Genomic DNA, 19,595 nt, shown 5'->3' with positions numbered 1-19,595 from the left:
TTTATGATTTATTTGGATAATGGGCGATCTTTTCTGCTCTATGTGACGGCTATTTTTACGAGTAGAGTCCGGTATGACGTTGTATCAAGACAGGGGCGTTTATAAAGTGAAAACTCGCAAAACAAAACAATGCTTTGTTACCAGTATGATTGCCGCAGCAGTGATGGTGTCATGCGTGAATGTTCAGGCTGCTACTGTACCTGCCGGTGTTGAACTGGCGAAAGAGCAAGTTCTGGTGAGAAATAATGGCGCTGAGGTGTCATCACTGGATCCGCATAAAATAGAAGGTGTGCCGGAATCCAACGTCGCACGCGATTTATATGAAGGGTTGGTGATTTCCGATCCGGATGGACACTCGGTTCCTGGCGTGGCCGAGCGGTGGGAAAGCCGCGATTTTAAAGTCTGGACATTCCATTTACGCAAAGATGCCAAATGGTCCAATGGCGATCCAGTTACCGCACAAGATTTCGTTTATAGCTGGCAGCGTCTGGCCGATCCGAAAACCGTTTCTCCTTATGCTAGCTATTTGCAATATGGTCATCTACTGAATATTGATGACATTATCGCCAGCAAGAAATCTCCCGATATGTTGGGCGTAAAAGCACTCGATGACCATACGTTGGAAGTCACACTAAGCGAGCCGATCCCTTACTTTTATAAATTACTGATTCACTCGCCCATGTCCCCGGTAAATAAAGCGGTCGTGGAGAAGTTTGGTGATAAATGGACCCAGCCGGAAAACTGGGTAGGGAATGGCGCCTACCGGCTTAAATCCTGGGTCGTGAATGAGCGGTTGGTGCTGGAGCGTAATACCCAGTATTGGGATAACGCCAAGACCGTAATTAATCAGGTCACCTATCTGCCGATTGCTTCTGAAGTGACCGATGTTAACCGTTATCGTGCGGGTGAAATTGATGTCACCAATAATAAATTACCTATCGAGCTATTTCAGAAACTGAAAAAAGAAATCCCACAAGAAGTTAAAGTTAATCCCTTCCTCTGTACGTACTATTACGAAATCAACAACCAGAAACCGCCGTTTAACGATGTCCGGGTGCGTACGGCACTGCGTATGGGGCTTGATCAAGACATATTGACCAACAAGGTGAAGAATCAGGGTGACATTCCTGCCTATGGCTTTGTTCCTCCGTATATCGATGGCTTGGAAGCGTCAGTACCGGAGTGGTTCACCTGGCCGCAGGCGAAACGTAATGAAGAAGCGAAAAAACTGCTGGTGGAAGCGGGCTATACCGCAGAGAAACCGCTGACGTTTAATTTGCTCTATAACTCATCAGATTTGCATAAAAAGATGGCGATCGCGGCGGCATCGATCTGGAGACAGAATCTGGGCGTTGACGTAAAGTTGGAAAACCAAGAGTGGAAAACTTTCCTCAGCACCCGTCATCAGGGAGCTTATGATGTTGCACGCGCCGGATGGTGTGCGGACTATAACGAACCGACATCGTTCCTGAATAGCATGCTGTCAGACAGTAGCAACAACACGGCGCATTATAAGAGTGCGGTGTTCGACAAGCTGATGGAGCAGGCGGTTCAGGCGAAAACGGGCGATGAGCGTGCGCAAATTTATCAGCGGGCAGAATCGCAGCTGGATAAAGATGCGGCGATTGTATCGGTCTATTACTACGCGAACGCCAGACTGATAAAACCTTATGTCGGCGGTATTACCGGCAAGGATCCGTTGGATAATATACGAGTGAAGGATCTCTATATCATTAAGCATTAATCCGCGGCTGTTTACGGTTTGATGCAAATGAAGTGAGCGAACAGCGATTAATTTGGTATTTAATCTCTGGTTACCCATTCCTACTTTGTGGGAATGGGTTGTGAGTCGAATCGATTAATCGTTTTCTCACAGGGCTCTAATTCAGGAATCGTGCTGGGATAACTAACACGACAACATTACAGGAGAAAATAATGACACACATCACAACTAAAAAAAGAGTAGCTGCCGCTATTATCGTGGCATTAAGTAGCACGATGGCTGTTTCTGCCTCTGCCGCGACCGTTCCCGCAGGCGTTCAGTTAGCAGAAAAACAGGAATTGGTTCGTAACAACGGTGCTGAAGTTTCCTCTCTTGACCCGCATAAAATCGAAGGCGTGCCGGAATCCAATGTGTCGCGCGATCTGCTGGAAGGGTTGGTGATTTCCGACGTTAACGGCAAAACCAGTCCCGGCGTAGCGGAAAGCTGGGATAACAAAGATTTTAAAGTGTGGACATTCCACCTGCGTAAAGATGCCAAATGGTCCAACGGTGAGGCAGTTACCGCACACGATTTCGTCTATAGCTGGCAGCGTCTGGCCGATCCCAAGACAGCATCACCTTACGCCAGCTACCTGCAATATGGTCATCTGCTGAATATCGATGACATCATCGCTGGTAAGAAATCCCCTGATACGCTGGGCGTAAAAGCGATCGACGATCATACCTTTGAGGTTACGCTCTCCGAAGCAGTACCTTACTTCTATAAGCTGCCTGTTTACGTCGCGATGTCCCCAATCAATAAGGCCGTTGTCGAGAAATTCGGTGAAAAATGGACGCAGCCGAAAAACTGGGTCGGCAATGGTGCCTACAAACTGAAAAGCTGGGTTGTGAATGAAAAAATGGTGCTGGAGCGTAACCCGCAATATTGGGACAACGCCCATACCGTGATTAACCAAGTGACGTATTTGCCGATCGCGTCTGAAGTGACGGACGTGAACCGCTACCGCAGCGGTGAAATTGATATGACGTACAACCAGTTGCCGATTGAACTCTTTCAAAAATTAAAGAAAGAGATCCCCGATGAGGTGAAGGTTAACCCGTACCTATGCACTTATTATTACGAAATCAATAACCAAAAGCCGCCGTTTAATGATGTTCGGGTGCGTAATGCACTGCGCATGGGCATAAGTCAGGATATTCTGACCAATAAAGTAAAAAATCAGGGTGATATTCCAGCCTATGGTTTTGTACCGCCGTATATTGATGGTTTCAACGCTCAGATCCCAGAGTGGTTCACCTGGCCACAGACGAAGCGTAATGAAGAAGCGAAAAAACTGTTGGCAGAAGCGGGCTATACCGCCGACAAACCGCTGACGTTGAACCTGCTGTACAACACTTCTGATCTGCACAAAAAAATGGCGATCGCGGCGGCTTCTATCTGGAAACAGAATATCGGCGTGGACGTTAAGCTGGAAAACCAGGAATGGAAAACCTTCCTCAGCACCCGTCATCAGGGAACCTATGATGTTGCACGCGCCGGATGGTGTGCTGACTATAACGAACCTTCAACCTTCCTGAACAGCATGCTGTCCGACAGCAGCAGTAACACCTCGCACTATAAGAGCAAAGAGTTTGATGCACTGGTTGCGAAATCCTTGCAGGTGAAAACCGATGAGGAGCGCGCTGCGGTTTACCAGCAGGCGGAATCGCAGCTGGATAAAGACGCAGTCACCATACCGGTCTATTACTATGCGAATACCCGACTGGTGAAACCTTATGTTGGTGGATTAACGGGCAACGATCCGCAGGATAATGTTTACGTGAAAGATCTTTATATCATCAAGCACTAATAATAATGGCTGGCGCACGCTGTTGTGCTGCCAGCCTTTTATAGGTACGAGCAATGTTAAAATTTATTCTTCGCCGCTGTTTAGAGGCGATTCCAACACTATTGATCCTGATCACCATCTCGTTCTTCATGATGCGATTGGCACCCGGTAGCCCTTTTACCGGCGAGCGTAATTTACCGCCGGAAGTGATGGCGAATATTGAAGCCAAATATCATCTGAACGATCCCATCATGACGCAGTACGGCAACTACTTACTGCAACTGGTACAGGGTGATTTCGGTCCTTCTTTTAAATACAAAGACTATTCCGTGAACGATCTAGTCGCGACGTCTTTCCCAGTTTCTGCGAAATTAGGGTTCGCAGCTTTCATTCTTGCCATTGTTTTTGGTGTGAGTGCGGGTGTGATCGCTGCGCTGAATCAGAATACGAAATGGGACTATACCGTGATGGGTTTTGCCATGACGGGGGTGGTTATTCCTAGTTTTGTCGTCGCGCCGCTGCTGGTACTGATTTTCGCCATTACGCTGCGTTGGCTGCCCGGCGGTGGCTGGAACGGCGGGGCACCCAAATATATGATTTTACCGATGGTGGCGTTGTCTTTGTCTTATATCGCCAGCATCGCGCGTATTACTCGAGGATCGATGATCGAGGTTTTACACTCTAACTTTATCCGCACCGCGCGCGCCAAAGGGCTGCCGATGCGCCGCATCGTTCTGCGCCACGCGCTAAAGCCCGCGCTGCTGCCCGTGCTGTCCTATATGGGGCCGGCGTTTGTGGGAATTATTACTGGCTCGATGGTCATTGAAACCATTTTTGGTTTACCCGGCATTGGGCAACTGTTTGTGAACGGTGCACTGAACCGTGACTATTCACTGGTACTGAGTCTGACGATTCTGGTCGGCGGCTTAACCATTTTATTTAATGCGATCATTGACGTGCTCTACGCTGTTATCGATCCGAAAATTCGCTATTAATTGGGGGCGTTATGTTTTGGAATCGAAAAAATGTTGAAGCGTTAGAGAACTTCACCGAGCAGGCTGAAATTGAAGGGCGCAGTTTGTGGCAGGATGCGCGTCTGCGCTTTATCCACAACCGTGCGGCGCTGGCTAGTCTGTTTGTTTTAGCTGTGATTACCGTGTTTGTAATTTTTGCGCCGATGCTGTCTGCATTTGACTACGCCGATACCGACTGGGGAATGATGTCAGCCGCACCGGATATGACGTCTGGTCACTACTTTGGTACGGATTCCTCTGGTCGTGATCTGCTGGTACGTGTTGCCATCGGTGGACGTGTGTCGCTGATGGTGGGTGTGGCGGCGGCACTGGTCGCCGTGGTCGTCGGCACGTTGTATGGCGCGATGTCCGGCTATCTGGGCGGGAAAGTGGATTCAGTCATGATGCGTCTGCTGGAAATACTCAACTCGTTCCCATTCATGTTCTTCGTGATTCTGCTGGTAACATTCTTCGGGCAGAACATGTTGTTGATCTTCGTGGCTATCGGCATGGTGTCTTGGCTGGATATGGCACGTATCGTGCGCGGTCAGACGCTGAGCCTGAAGCGTAAAGAGTTCATTGAAGCGGCGATGGTTTCCGGTGTCTCCACGCGCGGTATCGTGCTGCGTCACGTTGTGCCTAACGTGCTGGGGGTGGTGGTGGTGTACGCCTCTCTGCTGGTGCCTAGTATGATTCTGTTCGAATCCTTCCTGAGCTTCCTGGGGCTGGGAACGCAGGAGCCGTTAAGCAGCTGGGGCGCCTTGCTGAATGATGGTGCGAACTCAATGGAGGTTTCGCCGTGGTTATTGTTCTATCCGGCGGCGTTCCTGGTTGTCACGCTGTTTTGTTTTAACTTTATCGGCGATGGCCTGCGTGATGCCCTCGACCCGAAAGATCGCTGAGGAGCATTAACATGGGCAAAATTGAGCTAACTGGTGCGCACGACGCGCTGCTACATGTTCAGGATCTCCGGGTAACGTTCAACACGCAGGATGGTGATGTGACGGCGGTTAACGACCTGAACTTCACGCTCAACGCCGGTGAAACGCTGGGGATTGTCGGTGAATCCGGCTCCGGTAAATCACAAACCGCGTTTGCGTTGATGGGATTATTGGCGCGTAATGGTCGCATTGGCGGCTCGGCGCGTTTTCGTGGCAAAGAGATTCTCAATTTGCCAGAAAGCCAGCTGAATAAGCTGCGCGCTGAAGAAATCAGTATGATTTTCCAGGACCCGATGACTTCGCTAAACCCTTACATGCGTGTCGGCGAACAGCTGATGGAAGTGCTGATGTTGCACAAAAGCATGAGTAAAAGCGAAGCGTTTGAAGAGTCGGTCAAAATGCTGGATGCGGTAAAAATGCCGGAAGCGCGTAAGCGTATGAAGATGTATCCGCATGAGTTTTCCGGCGGGATGCGTCAGCGCGTGATGATCGCGATGGCGTTACTGTGTCGGCCAAAGCTGCTGATTGCTGATGAACCAACAACGGCACTGGACGTAACGGTTCAGGCGCAGATTATGACGCTGCTGAACGAACTGAAACGTGAGTTTAATACATCTATCATCATGATCACCCATGACCTGGGCGTGGTGGCTGGTATTTGTGACAAAGTGCTGGTGATGTACGCCGGACGCACCATGGAATACGGCGCTGCACGCGACGTCTTTTATCATCCGAGCCACCCGTATTCTGTTGGCCTGCTCAACGCCGTGCCGCGTCTGGATGCGGAAGATGAGGTGCTGGCAACCATTCCGGGTAATCCGCCTAACTTATTACGTTTGCCGAAAGGCTGTCCGTTCCAACCACGCTGCCCGTATTCAATGGATGTCTGCCATAGTGCACCGGCGCTGGAATCTTTTGGTGATGGCCGCTTGCGCGCCTGCTTTAGAGCGATTGAGGAGGTGGTATGAACAACGCGGACGAGAAAAAGGTGTTATTAGAAGTGGACGATCTGAAAGTCCACTTTGACGTCAGAGATGATAAGCAGTGGTTCTGGCAGCCGCCGAAAAAACTGAAAGCCGTTGATGGCGTGACGCTACGTTTATATGAAGGCGAAACGCTGGGCGTAGTGGGGGAATCCGGCTGCGGCAAGTCTACGTTGGCACGTGCCATTATCGGGCTGGTAAAAGCGACTGACGGGCGGGTTACCTGGCTGGGGAAAGACCTGCTGGGCATGAGCGCCGATGAGTGGCACGCCACGCGCAGCGACATTCAGATGATATTCCAGGATCCGCTGGCGTCGTTGAACCCGCGTATGACCATCGGTGAAATTATTGCCGAGCCGTTGAAGGTCTATCACCCTGAGCTGGATCGCCAAACGGTAAAAGATCGCGTGAAAGCGATGATGCTGAAGGTTGGACTGCTGCCGAACCTGATCAACCGCTATCCGCATGAATTCTCTGGCGGGCAGTGTCAGCGTATCGGCATCGCACGGGCGCTGATTTTGGAGCCTAAGCTGATTATCTGTGATGAACCGGTTTCCGCGCTGGACGTGTCGATTCAGGCACAGGTAGTTAACCTGCTGTGTCAGCTACAGCGTGAAATGCGCCTGTCGCTGATTTTTATCGCTCATGATTTATCGGTCGTGAAGCACATTTCCGATCGTGTGTTGGTGATGTATCTGGGGCATGCGGTAGAGCTGGGAACGTACGATCAGGTCTATCAAAACCCGCAGCATCCCTATACACGGGCGCTGATGTCTGCTGTGCCGATTCCCGATCCCGATCAGGAACGGAACAAGAAGATACAACTGCTGGAAGGGGATTTACCTTCACCGATTAATCCGCCATTAGGCTGTGTGTTCTGCACCCGTTGTCCAGTGGTCGGCCCTGAGTGCTTGAAAACGCGTCCGCTGCTGGAAGGGAGCTTTACGCACGCCGTTTCATGCCTGAAGGTCGATCCGCAAGCGCTGTTACCGGTGCAGGAAGCGGAAGTTCAGTAACCCGTTTATCGGCGGCTGATGTAAAAAAGGCGTCTCCTGCGGGAGACGCCTTACGTTTAAGCGAGATAACTTATTCTTTCCACAAAATGTGGCAAAGTTTGTGGTCTTTCTCTCGGCAAATCAGCACGCGGGCAAAAATATCCGTGATCTCTTCACCTTCCTGTTTGGCCAGACCGATCACGACTTCGGCAAAGAAGTCAGGATTCAGGTCGAAATCAACGTGTTCGGCCCAGTCTTCCGCAGGGTCAAATAACTCCGCACCACCGCGCTCTTCAAATTGCAGGTTGAACAGCAAAATATCTGCTGGGTCAAGGTTATCAGCAGCCAGTTCCAAAAAGATGTCATAAGCCTGTTCCAATGCTTCGTCTTCGGTCAGGCGATTATTCAAATCCATAACGTAATTCCTGTTCATTCCCAATCGCCATATTAAAACACGGGAAAACGGAGTATGCCCTAAATAATTCGAATTGCAGGCAGACGGCAACCCAGTGATAGATTTGTCGGGAATTTATAGCAGGGGACTGAAAAAGTAGAACAGCCGCTCGACTATGCGTTGCCAATAAGGGCGGTTTTGCCACTGTTCTGCATTTAACAGGCGGGAGCGGGCGATATAATCTTCCTGTACGCAGGCTAAATCACTGCCGAATCCGGCATCATCAATCACCAGCGTGATTTCAAAGTTCAGCCACAAGCTGCGCATGTCCAGATTCACTGTGCCGACCAGGCTGAGCTGGCCGTCTACCAGCACGCTTTTGGTGTGCAGCAGTCCGTCTTTGAATTGATAAATCTTTACGCCAGCGTCCAGCAGTTCCGTGAAGAAGGCGCGGCTGGCCCAACCGACTAACACGGAGTCATTCTTATGCGGAACAATAATGCTGACATCGACCCCGCGCTGGGCGGCGGTACAGATGGCGTGAAGTAGATCGTCGCTGGGTACGAAGTAGGGCGTCGTCATGATCAGCTGTTTACGTGCCGAATAGACGGACGTGAGCAGGGCCTGATGAATCATCTCTTCCGGGTAACCGGGACCGGAAGCAATAACCTGAATCGTGTGGCCACTCTCTTGTTCGAACGGCATGACGTTAACATCCGGCGGAGGCGGAAGCAGGCGCTTACCCGTTTCCATTTCCCAATCGCAGCAGTAAATAATTCCCAGAGTCGTTGCTACCGGGCCTTCAATACGCGCCATCAGGTCAATCCATTGCCCGACGCCTGCATCTTGTTTGAAGAAACGAGGATCGACCATATTCATACTACCGGTATAGGCAATACGGCTGTCGATCAGGATTATTTTACGGTGCTGCCGCAGATCCATGCGACGCAGGAAAGCACGGAACAGATTGACTTTCAGAGCTTCAACTACTTCTATACCCGCAGTGCGCATCAGTTTGGGATGATGCTGGCGGAAAAACTGTACGCTGCCGGCAGAGTCCAGCAGAATGCGGCAGTGTACCCCGCGCCGCGCCGCCGCGATAAGGGAAGACGTGACTTGTTCAACCAAGCCGCCGGGTTGCCAGATGTAAAACACCATTTCGATGTTGTTGCGGGCAAGTTCAATATCACGCAATAACGCTTTAATGGTGTCATCAAACGTGGTCAGCAGTTGTAACTGATTGCCTTTAACGCCGCCAACCCCCTGCCGCCTTTCACACAGCTGAAATAACGCGCTGGCGACCTCGCTGTTTTCCGTCGCGAAAATACGGCGATACTCTTTTAATTCGCGCAGCCATTTTGCTGTTGATGGCCACATTTTGCTGGCGCGTTCAGCCCGGCGTTTGCCAAGATGGAGTTCGCCAAATGAAAGGTAAGCGACAATACCGACAATTGGCAGAATATAAATCACCAGTAGCCAGGCCATTGCTGAAGGCACCGCCCGGCGCTTCATCAGAATACGCAAGGTCACACCTGCTATCAGCAGCCAGTAGCTAAAAACCAGTAACCAACTCATTACGGTATAAAATGTTGACATAAAAGCAGCATCGTTCCCTTCTGCAAAGAATTAACAAAGTGTACGCATAGATCTATAAAAGGGGAAATACCTTTCCTCTGAATAGAGTGCTGACCGTGGTAAAACGTAGGCGGGATGTTACTCGAGTCTGCTGAAAAAATACCATACGCTGAACTCGTCATACTTCAAGTTGCCTGTGCGTTGGCAACGCTACTCGGCACACCGGTGTGTGCCTCACCCCGTTGGCAACGCTACTCGGCACACCGGTGTGTGCCTCACCCCGTTGGGGCCGCTGCAAGTAGCGTTCAAACCTGCCTTTGGCTGGACAAATTCGTTCCCGCCGAATTTGTCCTTTCTTGCCGCCTGCCTGAAACGCGAATTATTTAGAGTATATGATTAAAATAAATGAAAAGCATGTTCGCATAACTATCAATTAATGCTTATTTCTGTAACTTATTTGCCTCTGGAAGATTTTACTTCTATACCAAGAGAGCCATAAATTAAAAAAACATGAAAAGAGGGCGATATAATGCCAATAAATAAAATTAGTGCTATTATTTCATGCAAAAATAATGCAAGAAATATTAAAGAGGGAAACATTAGTATCTTATCTAAGAATGAGATGGATGATATTGAAAAGAATATAGCGATAAGCAAGTTGGAAAGTGTTCGACAAGCAGCTGGCGATGTTAAGCTATCTACTCAACCGCTAAATATAGATTATAACTCATACCGATCTGTGAAAGGTTTCAATTCCCGAGTTCGTTTTATAGTTATGCACTACACCGCCTTAAATTTTAAGGACTCGATCAATGCGTTGACTGGAAATAATGTTAGCGCACATTACCTTGTGCCAGACCCGACCGATCGTTCTTATATTGATGATGGCTTCAACAGTATAAGAGTTTTTAATCTGGTTGATGAAAAAGAAAGAGCTTGGCATGCAGGGGACAGTTCATGGGCTAACCGTACAAATATAAATGATACATCAATTGGTATTGAGATAGTTAATTTGGCTTCTGATGATGGACATGGGAATATTACATATCCTTTGTTTAATACGAGCCAGATAGATGCCGTAATAGATCTAAGTTTAAATATCATCCAACGATATCCAGATATCACTCCTGTTAATATAGTCGGCCATTCGGATATTGCCCCTGGCCGTAAGAATGATCCCGGAGCGGCCTTCCCATGGGAAAAACTTTATAATAGCGGGATTGGGGCATGGTTTGAACAAAGTACTAAAGAGAAATATGAATCACAATTTCAGCAGGCAATGCCCTCAGATAGTGAAATTATTTTGAAGTTCAAGGAATATGGTTATGATGTTACAAATGCTGATTCAGAGAAAGGGCTACAAGATCTGGTTAGAGCTTTTCAACTTCATTTTCGCCAGTGCGATTACAGCGGGATTATCGACATTGAAACAACCGCTATTCTTTACGCGTTGGTAGAGAAATATTTTCATAAATAGCCATTTTATCGATAATTTGGCTTTTTCCCGCTTCCCTCAATTTTAAGGGAAGCGTGTTTAGTGCTGAATCAGGAAATAAAGGAAAATGCAGTAAGAAAGATATGATTTCTAAAAAAAAGAAAGGTGATTTGCTTTTTTTATCATTGACGCAAAGCTCATTTCTCTTTATTTTAAACAGACGATAATTTTTCAATATTTTATTGATTTATAAAGATTTAATCTGATTATAACAAAAATGGCAGCCACAAGTAGCCAGGTTATTCCTCAATAAAAAAGGCGTTTATCCTCGAAAGCTATACGACAACAAGAGAGAGGAGCCTTGCCCTTATATCAAACAGGCATACATTTGCGTATGCCGCGCTACATCACTTAAACAGTCGGCAACAGCAGGAGTGAGTCAGGTAATGATTCGGTTAGAAAACGTGAGCGTTGATTTTCCCGCCGGTAAAGAAGCACAGTCCAGGGCGGTAAACAACGTCAACCTGACCATTCAACAGGGTGAAGTTTTTGGGATTGTCGGCACCAGCGGCGCAGGAAAAAGCACGCTGCTGAGGACGATCAATTTGCTGCAACGCCCAACACAAGGGCGTGTATTTCTGAGCGATGCACTGATCAGCGATACTTCTGGCCGTGAGCTGCGCCAGCACCGGCAACGTATCGGGATGATATTCCAGCATTTTAATCTGATGCATACCCGTAATGTGTATGACAACGTGGCGTTCAGCCTGCGTGCCGCGGGTAAGAGTAAAGAAGAAATTGCATCGCGCGTGCCGGAAATTTTGGCGCTGGTCGGGTTGCAGGATAAAGGAACATCTTATCCAGCGCAGCTGAGCGGCGGGCAGAAACAGCGTGTGGGTATCGCCCGCGCCATTGCCAACCATCCCGAAGTACTGCTGTGTGATGAACCGACCTCCGCACTGGATTTGGAAACGTCGGCATCTATTCTGGCGTTATTGAAAAGTATCAATGTCCGGTTAGGTATTACGATCGTACTTATTTCCCACGAAATGAGCGTGATTAAAAGTATTTGTCAGCGCATGGCGGTGATGACGGGCGGAAATATTGTGGAAGAGGGCGACGTCTTTACGATCTTCTCTGCACCGCAGCACGCCTACACCAAACAGCTGGTTAGCCATACCAGTCCAGTCGAATTACCTAAACGCTTTAAGCTGAATAATAAAGGCGTTTTGCTGAAAATACTTTTCGCTGATAATTCGGTAGAACAACCGATATTATCCGACGTAGCTCAGCAGTTTCAGGTCTCGGTCAATATTCTGCACGGCAATATTGAATATATTAACGATCGCGCGCTGGGGCATATTATTGCTCAGATTTCATACCGTGACGATCCTGCGGCGGATAACTTAGCCGCGGCTATTGCTTATATTCGACAGAATACCTTTGGAGTGGAGGTCATCAATGACTGAGTTATTCGGTGAATTAATCTTCGCGTTCGGTGAAACCTTCACGATGGTGTGTATTTCAACGCTCTGTGCGGTGGTATTTGGCTTGCCGTTAGGTATCGCGATTTATGTAACCGATCGCCATTTATTCTGGCAGAACCGTTTTATCTATCTGATCTCCACCATTCTGGTGAATATCATCCGCTCGATCCCGTTTGTGATCCTGCTGGTGCTGCTGTTGCCATTAACGCAGCTACTGCTGGGGAACACTATAGGGCCGGTTGCGGCGGCGGTGCCGATGTCGGTTGCGGCGATTGCGTTTTATGCTCGTCTGGTGGATTCCGCGCTGCGTGAAGTCGATCCGGGCATTGTGGAAGCGGCTGAAGCTTTTGGCGCTAGCCCAACGCGCATCATTGCGACCGTGCTGTTACCGGAAGCGTTGGCAGGATTGCTACGCGGCCTGACGATTACGCTGGTCAGCCTGATTGGCTACTCGGCGATGGCCGGAATTGTTGGCGGCGGCGGTGTCGGCGATCTGGCGATCCGCTTCGGCTATTACCGCTATGAAACCGAAGTGATGGTGGTGACCGTGATTGCGCTGGTGGTGCTGGTACAGGTCGTGCAAACGCTGGGTGATAGGCTATCGCGTCGGGCGAATAAGCGCGAACGCCGCTAAACCACAGCAGGATAAGGTATTCAGGGCAGCAGAGAGATGTCATGAAAATAGACAAAATTGTATTAAGAAAAATGAAAATGGCGCTGAAAACGCCATTTACCACCAGCTTTGCGACGCAGACGGAGAAACACTTCTCCATCGCGGAAGTGCACGCTGGCGGGCAGATTGGTTACGGCGATTGCTCGGCCATTTCGCTGCCGTTTTATAACGAAGAAACCAACGTCACCGCCTGGCATATTATGCGTGACTTCCTGATCCCGATGATTAAACAGGCCGGGGATATTGAGCATCCATCACAGGTGCGCGATATTTTTGCCCCGGTAAAGCGTAATAACTGCGCCAAAGCGGCAATCGAAGGCGGTATTTGGGATGCTTACGCGAAGATAAAAGGCGTACCGCTACACCAATTACTGGGCGGCGTGCGGAATAACGTCGAAGCGGGAGTGAGTATTGGTATTCAGGACACGCCCGATCAATTAGTCAGCGTGGTCGATAATTTCCTGAACGAAGGCTACAAGCGCATCAAAATAAAGATCAAGCCGGGAAAAGATTACGACTATATTGCGGCATTGCGTCAGACGTTTGGTGATATCACGCTGATGGTGGATGCTAATTCCGCTTACACGCTGGACGATATCGATTTCTTTAAACGCATCGATAAATTCAATCTGCTGATGATCGAACAACCGCTGGCGCATGACGATATTATCGACCACCGCAAACTTCAGGCGGCGGTGAATACACCGATCTGTCTGGATGAAAGTATTGCGTCGGTAGAAGATGCCCGTAAGGCGATCGAGCTGGGCAGCGCCAAAATCATCAATATTAAAGTCGCGCGCGTGGGCGGTATTACTGAAACCAAGCTGATTCATGACTACTGTCAGGCCCACAATATTCCGGTGTGGTGCGGCGGTATGCTGGATACGGCGGTCGGTAAAGCGCACAACATTGCGGTGTCTACGTTGCCGAATTTTATCTACGCGCACGATATTCCGCCATCTTCCCGCTACTGGCATGAAGACTTCATGCTGCCGTTTGTCGAATTAGACAAAGACAGCTGTGTTGCGGTGCCAAATAAACCGGGAATCGGCTTCGATATTAACCCTGAACTGTACGAAAAATATTGCTACGGACAGGAAACCTTTTTGTTTTAACTGATTCTTTAATCAGAAACTTTAGTAAGAAGTGTGAGCAGTAAAACGTTATCCAACACCAGGGAATAACGTTATAAAAATAATGAGCGATGCCACGCAGGGCATAAGAGTATGGATTTAGGGAGAAACACGGTGATGAGGTTCCCGCAGGGATGCCTCGTACCGTGGTCGCTCCCGGTATCTCGATCTTAACCGTGGCTACAGACGCCTAACATAACGAAAATGCCGTTAGCAAAACGGCGAATACTGACTAAATCGGACAGACAGGAACGCGACGATGCGATTGAAAAAACTCATTCCACTCATGCTGGCATTGGGCATCTCTCAGGCTTACGCAGCAGATTCAGGCAAAGAAATCACCATCGGCGTCTCGCCGGGGCCGTATGGCGATATGGTCACGAAAGCGATCAAGCCGGAAATGGTGAAAAAAGGCTACGACGTAAAAGTGCGTGAATTCAGCGACTACATCCAGCCGAATCTGGCGCTGTCGAACAACAGTATCGATGCCAACCTGTTCCAAAACCGCCGCTATCTTGATCGTTTCAGCGCGGATAAAGGGCTGAAACTGGCAGAAGTGATCACCGTGCCGACGGCCAGCATGGGTTTTTACTCCAACAAAGTACGCTCGTTGGATGAGCTGAAAGCGGGCGATATCGTGACGCTGCCAAACGATCCATCAAACCTAGCGCGTTCACTGGATTTCCTGCAAAAATACGGCCTGATCAAGATCAATCCAGATATTACGCCGACCAAAGCCTCGCTGCGTGACATCACAGAAAACCCGAAAGGGCTGGTCTTTAAACCGCTGGAAGCCGCACAGCTACCGCGCGCGCTGGGCGGCGTAACCGGTTCGCTGATTAACGCCAACTTCGCGATTTCCGCTGGCCTGAACCTGTCTGACGCCATTCAACTGGATGTGCTGCCGGAAGATCTGAAAAACATGATCGTTGTGCGTGCGGAAGATGCCGACAAACCATTCGCTCAGGATCTGAAAGCGGCCGTTCAATCCCCAGAATTCGCCGCGTTCTTTGAGGACAAAAACTCCATGTTCCACGCGTTCCAGAAGCCGGAATGGATGAAGAAGTAACGCCTTTCAACTCGCCAGTGGCCTATTGCTCCTAGGTCGCTGGCTCCCTCACTTCAAACAAGTATCCGCGCGTAAATTCCCTCCCCGGCAACGTACAGTGCTAATGCAAATATAAAAAAGTTTAAAGTATTGTGATTTTTGGTATAAATGCCATTCTTTGTAAGAATTATTGACATAACACAACGAGGGTTCGATGAAAAAAATACTTTCTACAGCCGTATTGGCGCTGGTATTGACAGGATGTGCTCAACAAACCTTTACAGTAAAGAATGAGTCTGTTGCAACGCCTAAGCAGACAACAACCTCTCATTTCTTCGTCTCTGGGATTGGGCAGGAGAAAACGATTGATGCGGCGGCGATATGCGGCGGTTCTGATAAAGTGGTTCGCACTGAAACACAGGTGACTTTTGTTAATGGTTTACTTGGGTTGCTGACGCTCGGGATTTATACGCCTAGAGAAGCCCGCGTTTATTGCTCACTCTAAACTAAAGCCTATATTTAATAGAATATAAGGCTGTCTTGCGATAAAGCCATCTCCTATCGAGATGGCTTTCTCTCTCTGGTCCGTTGGTTGTTTAGAGGCCATTTGCCTCTTTTGTCGACATAATTTGACTTGTTTGCGACTCACACTGATATGTCGTTTGGTCACGACAGGGAGTGTTACGGTTGCTGAACCAACAGAGGGTTGCCTTGCTCCCCCAGTTCCCAGAATAGGCCAGTCATGATCGCTAACCCTTCTCGGGCGACGGATTTCAGCAGGTGTTCGTTGACCGCGTGCTGGCCGCATGCCGGATAGGAGTGGGGGATCCACAACGTCGGCAGGCCGAGGATATCGGCGAAAACGTCATTAGGCAGCGATCCGCCCAAATTCGGTAATAGCGCAGGCTGTTTACCGCTAATTTGCTGCATCAGTGCCAGCGTCCAGTTCACCAGCGGATCTTCTGGGTTAAAACGTGTCGCTGGAGACGTATTAAGTACCTCAACGCCCACCTGCGTAAAGCCGTGTTGGTCAAGGTGTTGACGCACATGTTGCACCAGATGCTGCCAGTCGGTGCCGACTACAAAACGCAGTTGGCAAATGGCGGTGGCATCAGCGGGAATCGCGTTCACTGGCTTGTGCGGATTGCCGGTAATGAACGACAGTACTTCCAGCGTATTCCAGCCAAATAGCCGTTCGGCAGGCGTGAGACCGTCTTCTCCCCAATTTTCATCAATCGCCGGATCGCCCTCGCTGCCTGCGGGGTCGATGGTGCTGAGAATTTCCCGCAGTGCGGGCGTTAACGGCGGTGGTAGTAGGGTATCGATTTTCATCCGCCCTTGTCCATCCACCAGACTCGCCACGGCGTTCGCCAACTGCGTACCCGGATTGCTCAGCAGCCCGCCCCAGTTGCCAGAGTGGTATGCCCGATCGCGTGCCTGGATGCGCAAACGGAAATTGATGCAGCCGCGAGAGCCGAGGAACAGCGTCGGACGTTCTGCGCTGAGGCGCGGCCCGTCGGAGGCGATAAAGATATCGGCGGCCAGCGCCTGTTTATGCTGGTGGCATAGGTCGGCAAGCCCCGGTGAACCAATTTCTTCGCCCATCTCGAACAGCAGTTTGCAGTTGAAGCCCAGACGCTGCCCACGAGCCTGAAATACCTGTTCCAACGCCATCAGATTGATACTGTGCTGGCCTTTGTTATCGGCGCTGCCGCGCCCGTACCAGCGGTCGCCTTCTTCCACCAATTCCCACGGTTTTAGCCCATCGCGCCAGTTTTCTTCATCACCGAAAACCACGTCGCCGTGGCCATAAGACAGCACGGTCGGCAGATTGGGATCTTCAATACGTTCGGCCAGCAGAAAAGGGGGATGACGTTCGTCCGACGAAGCAATCAGCCTTACGCTGAATCCCATCGCCTGCAATGCGGGCTGGATCTCGCCAGTCAGATAGCGGTTCAGCGCGGAATGGTTACCGACTTTTTGGCTCTCGCTAGCGTAGGCAATACGCCGGGCCAGCGTCTGTTTAAATTCTCCGCGATCGAAACGTTCACAGGCGATACGAATAAGGTCTGCGTTGGTCATGCCTTTCCTTGCTGGATAATGTGCCGAAGTTACCGATATTTAAAGAAAAAACGAGCTTTGCAACAATAATAAAAATTGCAATTAAGCTTTGCTTTTAATATAAACCTGCGAATCCCCCCGCGATGTCTGAAGGGAACGCCGCCATGCACAGCTCCGAGATTCGTTATTTTCTAGTGGTTGCCACCACTGGTTCGCTCAGCGCCGCCAGTCAGCACCTGTTTGTGGCCGTTTCTGCTATCAGCCGGCAAATCCAGCGGCTGGAAGAACGCATCGGCGTGCCGCTTTTCGAACGTCATGCGCGCGGCATGGTTCTGAATGATGCAGGGCGAATTCTGGAAAATCATGTGCGTAAGAGCATGATGGACATGGATGCCGCCGTGGCGGAGATTCAGGGGCTGAAAGCCAGCCGTCGTGCGCTGCTGCGCATCGGTTGCACGGAAGGGATGGCGTTTGATCTGCTGCCGACGCTATTTGCGCGTTTCCGCCAGCACGATCCGGATACCACCTTTGCGCTTAGAGTCGAGTCGGCGATGCAGGTGTCCCAGATGATTCGCAATGGTGAAGTGGATATCGCGCTCCAGTTTGCGCTGGCGCCCGAACAGGGCGTGAATGTGGAACTGGCGCTGCCTGCGCCGCTGATGCTGCTGATGTCTGACGATCACCCGCTGGCGCAGCAGTCTATTCAACTGGCGGATCTGCATCTTTTCCCGCTGGCCTTGCCGGAATCCTCGACCACGCTGCGGCAGTTGTTTGACCTCTCATGCCGCATGAACGGCACCTTTCTGGAACCGACGCTGTGCTGCAACAACTTCACCACGCTGTATTACTATGCGATGAGCACGCCGGGGGCGGTTACCGCCTGTAGCTTCTATTCCGTGATGTATAAATGCTTACAGCAACCGATGCGCTTGAAGCCGCTGAACATCAAGCAGCTTGACCAACGCTCGCTTCAGATTCAAACGCTGGCAGGCAAAGCGCATGCGCCGCAGCAGCAGGCTTTCCTTGATTTTATGATGGCGGAGCTGCGTCAGGGAGAAGCGTATTATCTGAGCCAGATCGCTACCGATGCGGTTTGATGCGGTTCATTGCTGTCGCTGATTAGGAGAAACACGGGGATGAGGTTCCCGCAGGGATGCCTCGCCCCGTGGTCGCTCCGGGTATCTCGATCTTTCCGCGAGCGATTTTACGTCTTTGTTTTACCTTCATTCCATCTCGATAATGTCGCGTTTTTGCTCGTCTTCGAGCTGTCGCAGGACGCGATACACCTGCGCGACGGCTTGAAGCGTTTCGCGCGGAATGTAATGACCCTCCGGCGTGGTGCGATACAGCGTACGGGTCAGCCAGATGAAACGAATCACCGGAATGTCCGCTTTTTGCGCCTGCGCGATGAGATCGCGTGCGGCTTGGTTTTCTCCCTTAAACAAGATGCGCGGTAACGGCGTTTTACCGGGGCGATAGTAGAGCCCCACCGCATAGTGCGTCGGGTTGACCAGCAGCATATCGGCGCCTTCTATGTTGGCTTTGGGACGCGGGGCGGCAGGCTCGTTCATTAGTTCGTGCGCCAGCGATTTGCGGTGGCCTTTCATATGCGGATCGCCTTCGGAATCCTTGTGTTCGTTGCGTAAATCCTCGTGGCTCATCCGCTGCTGCTTGAGAAAGAAATACTTTTGCAGGCCGAAATCCAGTGCGGACAGCACCAGCAACGCTGTCAGCGTGGTGCGGGCAATGCGCGTGAGCAGGGCTTTCACCCCTTGCCAGAAGCCGTGTAGATCGCCATAGGATAATTCGACCAGCGCTTCCAGCTCCGGCACCACCACTTTATAAAAGACTGTACCAATCACCACCGCCTTCAGAATATTGGTCAGCATTTCTACCAGCTTGCGCATCGAAAACATCTGCTTAAACTGGTTGATCGGGTTCAGGCGGTTGAGATCGAGCTTCAGCGCTTCGGGTGCAAACAGTGGACCATACTGGAGCCAGCCGCCGACCACGCGCAGCAGCACGGCAATGGCGGCGGCTAACAGGCAGAGCGTACCGGCCAGCACAGCGGCATCGTGGAACACCTCTTTCGCCACCTGCGCAAACGGGGCATCCAGCCGTTGCAGCGGCAGTTGCACCAGCGTTTGCAGTTTCCCCATCGTGCTGTCTGCCAGCGCCAATACGCATTCCAGCAGGCCGACGCAAATCAGCAACTTGGGCACATCCTGACTTTGCCCGACTTCCCCTTTACGGCGCGCGTCTTCGAGTTTTTTCTCTGTGGGCTCTTCCGTTTTCTCACTCATCA

The 19,595-nt window shown here is 50.3% G+C and carries 17 protein-coding genes; 13 read left to right on the top strand and 4 right to left on the bottom strand.

The genetic code is table 11. The features are described 5' to 3' along the window. The first annotated feature begins 73 nt into the window (after positions 1-73). From oppA (JFY74_11400) to oppF, 6 genes are all read left to right on the top strand, one after another. Complete coding sequence (gene oppA / locus JFY74_11400; GenBank protein QQG26751.1) at positions 74-1,744, top strand: oligopeptide ABC transporter substrate-binding protein OppA; 1,671 nt, start codon at positions 74-76, stop codon at positions 1,742-1,744. 191 nt (positions 1,745-1,935) lie between these two features. Further along, a complete protein-coding gene (oppA, locus tag JFY74_11395; protein QQG26750.1) occupies positions 1,936-3,573 on the top strand; it encodes an oligopeptide ABC transporter substrate-binding protein OppA in 1,638 nt (545 codons plus the stop codon). Positions 3,574-3,626: 53 nt separating this feature from the next. Next, entirely contained in the window at positions 3,627-4,547 is a 921-nt protein-coding gene (oppB, locus tag JFY74_11390; GenBank protein QQG26749.1) for an oligopeptide ABC transporter permease OppB, read from the top strand. 11 nt (positions 4,548-4,558) lie between these two features. Beyond that, positions 4,559-5,467, top strand: a complete 909-nt coding sequence (oppC, locus tag JFY74_11385) for an oligopeptide ABC transporter permease OppC (protein ID QQG26748.1) — start codon at positions 4,559-4,561, stop codon at positions 5,465-5,467. An 11-nt stretch (positions 5,468-5,478) separates the two neighbouring features. Continuing rightward, positions 5,479-6,474 (top strand): ABC transporter ATP-binding protein, encoded by a 996-nt coding sequence (locus JFY74_11380; protein QQG26747.1) that lies wholly within the window; start codon positions 5,479-5,481, stop codon positions 6,472-6,474. Next, positions 6,471-7,505 carry a murein tripeptide/oligopeptide ABC transporter ATP binding protein OppF gene (gene oppF, locus JFY74_11375; GenBank protein ID QQG26746.1) on the top strand — a complete coding sequence of 345 codons (1,035 nt, stop codon included), beginning with the start codon at positions 6,471-6,473 and terminating at the stop codon, positions 7,503-7,505. The genes JFY74_11380 and oppF overlap by 4 nt, the downstream gene beginning before the upstream one ends. 70 nt (positions 7,506-7,575) lie before the next feature. On the opposite strand, the gene JFY74_11370 is transcribed toward oppF, so the two are convergent. Next, positions 7,576-7,899, bottom strand: a complete 324-nt coding sequence (locus JFY74_11370; GenBank protein QQG26745.1) for a YciU family protein — start codon at positions 7,897-7,899, stop codon at positions 7,576-7,578. A 114-nt stretch (positions 7,900-8,013) separates the two neighbouring features. Continuing rightward, entirely contained in the window at positions 8,014-9,474 is a 1,461-nt protein-coding gene (gene cls / locus JFY74_11365; protein ID QQG26744.1) for a cardiolipin synthase, read from the bottom strand. A 601-nt stretch (positions 9,475-10,075) separates the two neighbouring features. Here cls and JFY74_11360 point away from each other — a divergent pair. From JFY74_11360 to JFY74_11335, 6 genes are all read left to right on the top strand, one after another. After that, complete coding sequence (locus JFY74_11360; GenBank protein QQG30525.1) at positions 10,076-10,930, top strand: N-acetylmuramoyl-L-alanine amidase; 855 nt, start codon at positions 10,076-10,078, stop codon at positions 10,928-10,930. A 404-nt stretch (positions 10,931-11,334) separates the two neighbouring features. After that, positions 11,335-12,357: a methionine ABC transporter ATP-binding protein gene (locus tag JFY74_11355; protein ID QQG26743.1), complete on the top strand. Its 1,023-nt coding sequence runs from the start codon at positions 11,335-11,337 to the stop codon at positions 12,355-12,357. After that, on the top strand, positions 12,350-13,009 hold the full coding sequence (locus JFY74_11350) for an ABC transporter permease (protein ID QQG26742.1): 660 nt from the start codon (positions 12,350-12,352) through the stop codon (positions 13,007-13,009). Before JFY74_11355 ends, JFY74_11350 begins: the two co-directional genes overlap by 8 nt. 41 nt (positions 13,010-13,050) lie before the next feature. Then, the gene (gene menC, locus JFY74_11345; GenBank protein ID QQG26741.1) at positions 13,051-14,163 is read left to right on the top strand and encodes an o-succinylbenzoate synthase; all 1,113 of its coding nucleotides are present in this window, start codon (positions 13,051-13,053) and stop codon (positions 14,161-14,163) included. A gap of 277 nt (positions 14,164-14,440) precedes the next feature. Beyond that, complete coding sequence (locus JFY74_11340; protein QQG26740.1) at positions 14,441-15,250, top strand: metal ABC transporter substrate-binding protein; 810 nt, start codon at positions 14,441-14,443, stop codon at positions 15,248-15,250. A 193-nt stretch (positions 15,251-15,443) separates the two neighbouring features. Next, positions 15,444-15,734, top strand: coding sequence for a lipoprotein (locus tag JFY74_11335; protein ID QQG26739.1), 291 nt, complete (start codon positions 15,444-15,446; stop codon positions 15,732-15,734). A 176-nt stretch (positions 15,735-15,910) separates the two neighbouring features. Here the strand turns inward: JFY74_11335 and JFY74_11330 are convergent, their stop codons facing one another. Next, positions 15,911-17,311, bottom strand: coding sequence for a M20 family metallopeptidase (locus tag JFY74_11330; protein QQG26738.1), 1,401 nt, complete (start codon positions 17,309-17,311; stop codon positions 15,911-15,913). 143 nt (positions 17,312-17,454) lie between these two features. On the opposite strand from JFY74_11330, the gene JFY74_11325 reads away from it, so the two are divergent. Further along, positions 17,455-18,387 (top strand): LysR family transcriptional regulator, encoded by a 933-nt coding sequence (locus JFY74_11325; GenBank protein ID QQG30524.1) that lies wholly within the window; start codon positions 17,455-17,457, stop codon positions 18,385-18,387. 126 nt (positions 18,388-18,513) lie between these two features. Here JFY74_11325 and sctU read toward each other — a convergent pair whose 3' ends face one another. Then, positions 18,514-19,593: a type III secretion system export apparatus subunit SctU gene (gene sctU, locus JFY74_11320; GenBank protein QQG26737.1), complete on the bottom strand. Its 1,080-nt coding sequence runs from the start codon at positions 19,591-19,593 to the stop codon at positions 18,514-18,516. Positions 19,594-19,595 lie beyond the last annotated feature (2 nt).

The sequence above is a fragment of the Pectobacterium carotovorum genome, from assembly GCA_016415585.1.
Classification (GTDB): domain Bacteria; phylum Pseudomonadota; class Gammaproteobacteria; order Enterobacterales; family Enterobacteriaceae; genus Pectobacterium; species Pectobacterium carotovorum_K.
Note: the sequence above shows the minus strand (reverse complement) of the source record. Positions and strands in the feature narration are given on the sequence as shown.